Source organism: Kitasatospora nipponensis, assembly GCF_039528135.1.
GTDB classification, from domain to species: domain Bacteria; phylum Actinomycetota; class Actinomycetes; order Streptomycetales; family Streptomycetaceae; genus Kitasatospora; species Kitasatospora nipponensis.
This window is the reverse complement of sequence record NZ_BAAALF010000196.1, coordinates 1-4,662: the sequence shown is the minus strand read 5'-3', so window position 1 is coordinate 4,662 and position 4,662 is coordinate 1. Positions and strand designations below refer to the sequence as shown.

Genomic DNA, 4,662 nt, shown 5'->3' with positions numbered 1-4,662 from the left:
CGGGGCCGCGGCCGGCACCGCCGTGACCGCGGCCGGCTGGCCGACCGGCTCGGGCCGGGGCCCGTCCTGGGCCGCGGCCGCGCGGGCGGCGCGGGCGGTGCCGCTGCGCCAGGCGGCGTAGCAGATCAGCATGCCGGTCACCGCGAGGCCGGTGGCGATCACCGCGGTGGCCGGCGAGGGGCGCAGCTCGCCGCCGTCGAGCAGGGCGGGCAGCCAGTCGGTGCGCAGGCCGGCGAGGCCGAAGCCCATCGTCGGCACGGCCAGCACCCAGAGCGGCCAGCGCATCGCGTGGGGCTCGGCCTGCGCCGGATCGGCCTCGTCGAGCTCCGGCGAGTAGGGCGCACCGGCCTCGGCCGGGACGGCCTGGATGCGGGCCGCGGCCCCCTCGCCGAGCGGGACGGCCTTCCCGGCGGCCCGGGCCGGGAACGCCAGCAGCCAGAGCCGGGTCGCGTAGGCGGCGGTGAGCAGCGCGGTCAGCCCGCCGGCCACCAGCACGATCCAGCCGGCCGCCTGCGGCACCCCGGAGGCCGGGCCGACACCGTTGGTCAGCGCCGCTCCGTCGGCCGCCTTCTCGGCGGCGGTGAAGACCGCCTCCTTGCTGAAGAAGCCGGAGAGCGGCGGCAGCCCGATCAGCGCCGCCAGGCCGATGCCGAGCGTCCAGCGGGCGTCCGGCACCCGGTCCCGCAGCCCCGGCAGCCGGGACATCACGGAGAGCGAGTTGGTGTGCGCCGCGTGGATCAGCACACCGGCGGCGAGGAAGAGCAGGGCCTTGAACGCGCCGTGGCTCAGCAGGTGGAACACCGCGGCCTCGCGGTCCCCACAGGCCAGCGCGCCGGCCATGTAGCCGAGCTGGCCGACCGTGGAGTACGCCAGCACCCGTTTGACGTCGTCCTGGGCCAGCGCGCAGAGCGCCGAGCCGATCATGGTCACGGCGGCCAGCACGGCGAGCACCAGCAGCGCCGCGCCGGAGAGCAGGAAGACCGGCAGCAGCCGCGCCACCAGGTAGATGCCGGCCGCGACCATGGTGGCGGCGTGGATCAGCGCGGAGACCGGGGTCGGGCCGGCCATCGCGTCGGGGAGCCAGGTGTGCAGCGGGAACTGCGCGCTCTTGCCGGCCACGCCGCCGAGCAGCAGCAGCGCGATCAGCGTGGGGTGCGCCAGTCGCCCGTGCGCCGCCGCCTCCAGCACGCCGTTGATCCGGAAGGTCCCGGCGTCGGTGCCGAGCAGGAAGAGGCCGAACAGGAAGGGCACGTCGCCGAGCTTGGTGACCAGGAACGCCTTGAGTGAGGCGGACCGGGCGTCCGCGCTCTCCCAGTGGTGGCCGATCAGGAAGTACGAGCAGATGCCCATGATCTCCCAGCCGGTCAGCAGCACGATCAGGTCGCCCGAGTAGACCACCAGGAGCATCGCGGCGGTGAAGAGCGAGACCAGGGCGGCGTAGGAGGCGTAGCGCGGGTCGTCGCGCAGGTAGGCGGTCGAGTAGACCTGCACGCAGGTGGCGACCAGCCCGACCAGGACGGAGATCAACGAGCTGTAGCCGTCCAGGTGGAACGCCAGCGAGATCTCCGGGCCGCCGGTCGGAGTGAGCCGGGTGGCGGCGTCCAGGGTGTGGCCGGTGCCCAGTTGGAGGGCGACGACCAGGGCCAGCACGGCGCTGACCGCGACCGGGAGGATCGCCAGCGGCCGGGCGTAGCCGGGGGCCCGGCGGCCGGTGGCGAAGAGGGCGGCGGCGCCGAGCGCGGGCAGCGCCGGGACGAGCGCGGGGAGCGCGATGTTCACGAGACGGCCTGGCCCTTCGACACGTCGTCAGCTTCCGGTGCGGGGTCGGCCACGCCGGCGGCGAGGTCCGTGGCCGGGACCTCCGCGGCCCGGTCACCGAGCCAGGTCAGCCGGTCCACGTCCGCGGTGCCCCGGGTCCGGAAGACCAGCAGGACGATGGCCAGGCCGAGACCGATCTCGGCGGCGGCGACGGTGATGGTGAACAGGGTGAGCGCCTGCCCGGCGTGCAGCGCGTCGCGCAGCCAGGCATCGAAGGCGACCAGGTTGAGGTTGACGGCGTTGAGCATCAGCTCGACGGACATCAGGACGAGGACGGCGTTGCGCCGGGCGAGGACGCCGTAGACGCCGATGCTGAAGAGCAGCGCGGCGAGGACGGCGGGGTAGGCGAGGTGCATCGGCGGTCAGCCCTCCTGCTGCGACGGCTGAGACGACGGCGACGGCGACGACGGCGACGCGGGCTGAGCCGCGGGTGCGGGCCGGACCGGCGCTGCGGTGCGCGACGAGGGCGCGCGCAGCCGGCCGGGCCGTGGCCTGGGCCCGCCCGACTCCCGCGAGCGGGAGATCACCACGGCGCCGACCAGGGCGGCGAGCAGCAGCACCGAGAGCGCCTCGAAGGGCAGCACCCAGTGCCGGAACAGGCTGGCCCCGGTGACGGCGGCGCTGCCGCCGCCGGCGCCCAGGTCGATCCAGGAGGTCCGGAAGGCGTCCACCACCAGGGTCACCAGCGTCCCGGCGGCGGCCAGCGCCACCACCAGGGCGACCCACCGGTTGCCCGAGTCCGCGTCCGGCGACCGGCCGATCGGCGCCTTGGTCAGCATCAGGCCGAAGAGCACCAGGACGACCACCGAACCGAGGTAGATCAGCACCTGGACCCAGGCCACGAACTCGGCCGTGAGCAGCAGGAACTCGATCGCCAGTCCGCCGAGCGCGACCACCAGCCAGAGCGCGGCGTGCACCAGTTGCCTGGTGGTCACCGAGATCACGGCGGCCCCCAGCACGGCCAGACCCACCAGCAGGAAGACCACCTCGACCCCGGTCGGGGAGAGGAAGCCGCGGGTGGCCGGCGCGAGCGAGCCGGTCGCGGCGAGCAGGGTGGTCGTCACGAGGCATCACCCTGCTCGGCGGCGGAATCGGTGCCGGAATCGGTGCCGGAGTCACTGCCGGCGGCGGGCGCCGCGGCAGCAGCGGCTGCCGCCGCAGCCGCAGCGGCGGCCAGCTTGTCGGCGGCCTTGCGCGCGGCGGCGATCTCCTTGGGCTCCTCGGCCGCCGGGTCGAGCGCCGGCGGGGCCGGGACGGTCCACATCCACTCGCGGAGCTTCTCCCGCTCGTGGGTCAGCTCCAGGATGTCGGTCTCCGCGTACTCGAACTCGGGCGACCAGAAGAGCGCGTCGAAGGGGCAGACCTCGATGCAGATCCCGCAGTACATGCAGAGCGAGAAGTCGATGGCGAAACGGTCCAGCACGTTGCGGGTGCGGGCGCGCGCGTTCGGGTCGACCGCCGGGAGGGTCTCCTTGTGCGAGTCGATGTAGATGCACCAGTCCGGGCACTCACGGGCGCAGAGCATGCAGACCGTGCAGTTCTCCTCCAGCAGTCCGATCACGCCCCGGCTGCGCGGGGGCAGCTGCGGCTGGACGTCCGGGTACTGGGCGGTGACGGACCTGCGCGTCATCGTCCGCAGGGTGACGGCGAGGCCCTTGGCCAGGCCGGAGCCGGGGAGGTTCACTGGGTGATCGCCACCTTGATGACGCCGGTCAGGGCGAGCTGGAGGAGCGCGAGCGGGATCAGCACGGTCCAGGCGAAACGCATCAGCTGGTCCTCGCGCAGCCGCGGGAAGGTGACCCGGGCCCAGATCACCACGAAGGCGAGCGCGAAGGTCTTCAGCAGCGTCCAGAGCCAGCCCAGGCTGTCCGGCAGCGGACCGTGCCAGCCACCGAGGAAGAGCACCGTGGTCAGTGCGCAGAGCACCAGGATGCCCGCGTACTCCGAGAGCAGGAAGAGCGCGAAGCGCAGGCCGGTGTACTCGGTGTAGGCACCGAAGATGATCTCCGAGTCGGCCACCGGCATGTCGAACGGCGGGCGCTGGAGCTCGGCGAGGCCGGCGGTGAAGAAGACGAACGCGCCGATCGCCTGCCACGGGATCCACCACCAGTGGAAGGCGGCCATGATCCCGGTCAGCGACAGGGTGCCGGCGGCCATCGCCACCGAGGCCCCCGCCAGCAGCATCGGCAGTTCGTAGGACATCAGCTGGGCCGCCGTGCGCAGGCCGCCCAGCAGCGAGAACTTGTTGGCCGAGGCCCAGCCGGCCATCAGCGAGCCGAGCACCCCGATCCCCATCACCGCGAGCACGAAGAAGATCCCGGCGTCGACGGCCTGCCCGACGAAACCGTTCGGCCCGACCGGGACGGCCAGCAGCACCAGCAGGTACGGCAGCAGCGCGACGGCCGGGGCCAACTGGAAGACCCGGCGGTCGGCGCCGGCCGGGACGATGTCCTCCTTCTGCGCGAACTTCACCCCGTCGGCCACCAGCTGCGCCCAGCCGTGGAACCCGCCCGCGTACATCGGGCCGAGCCGGCCCTGCATGTGGGCCATCACCTTGTGCTCGGTCTGACCGATGATCAGCGGGAAGGAGAGCATGACCACCAGCGCGGCGAGGCAGCGCAGCAGCGTGTCGAGCAGGTTCACGCGCTGTCTCCGTCCTGGGGTGCTTCGGGGGCCTGCGGTTCTTCGGGGGTCGGGGGTGCTGCCTCGGGGGCCTGCGGGGGCTCGGCGGCGGCCGGCGGTTCCCCGGGCGTCCGCCCGGCCGACTTCTCGGGCCCTGCCGCCTTCCCGGGTCCGGCCGGATCCGCCGACGCGTCCGCCGGCCCGTGCGCCGGCACCGGCGAG

5 protein-coding genes and 1 pseudogene are annotated in these 4,662 nt (G+C 73.8%); all 6 read right to left on the bottom strand.

The window, feature by feature from the left end:
- Nucleotides 1–1,779 (bottom strand): NADH-quinone oxidoreductase subunit 5 family protein (locus ABD323_RS33935; RefSeq protein WP_344445914.1); only part of this gene is annotated, 1,779 nt, incomplete at its 3' end.
- Complete coding sequence (gene nuoK / locus ABD323_RS33930; protein WP_344445913.1) at nt 1,776–2,174, bottom strand: NADH-quinone oxidoreductase subunit NuoK; 399 nt, start codon at nt 2,172–2,174, stop codon at nt 1,776–1,778. The genes ABD323_RS33935 and nuoK, both read right to left, overlap by 4 nt.
- Before the next feature lie 6 nt (nt 2,175–2,180).
- Nucleotides 2,181–2,882 carry an NADH-quinone oxidoreductase subunit J family protein gene (locus ABD323_RS33925; RefSeq protein ID WP_344445912.1) on the bottom strand — a complete coding sequence of 234 codons (702 nt, stop codon included), beginning with the start codon at nt 2,880–2,882 and terminating at the stop codon, nt 2,181–2,183.
- Nucleotides 2,879–3,448 carry a 4Fe-4S binding protein gene (locus ABD323_RS33920; protein ID WP_344445922.1) on the bottom strand — a complete coding sequence of 190 codons (570 nt, stop codon included), beginning with the start codon at nt 3,446–3,448 and terminating at the stop codon, nt 2,879–2,881. The genes ABD323_RS33925 and ABD323_RS33920 overlap by 4 nt, the downstream gene beginning before the upstream one ends.
- Nucleotides 3,449–3,498: 50 nt before the next feature.
- Nucleotides 3,499–4,413: a complex I subunit 1/NuoH family protein gene (locus ABD323_RS33915; RefSeq protein ID WP_344445921.1), complete on the bottom strand. Its 915-nt coding sequence runs from the start codon at nt 4,411–4,413 to the stop codon at nt 3,499–3,501.
- Between the two features lie 44 nt (nt 4,414–4,457).
- Nucleotides 4,458–4,662: pseudogene (locus tag ABD323_RS33910) on the bottom strand (2-oxoglutarate dehydrogenase, E2 component, dihydrolipoamide succinyltransferase); the annotation flags it as partial.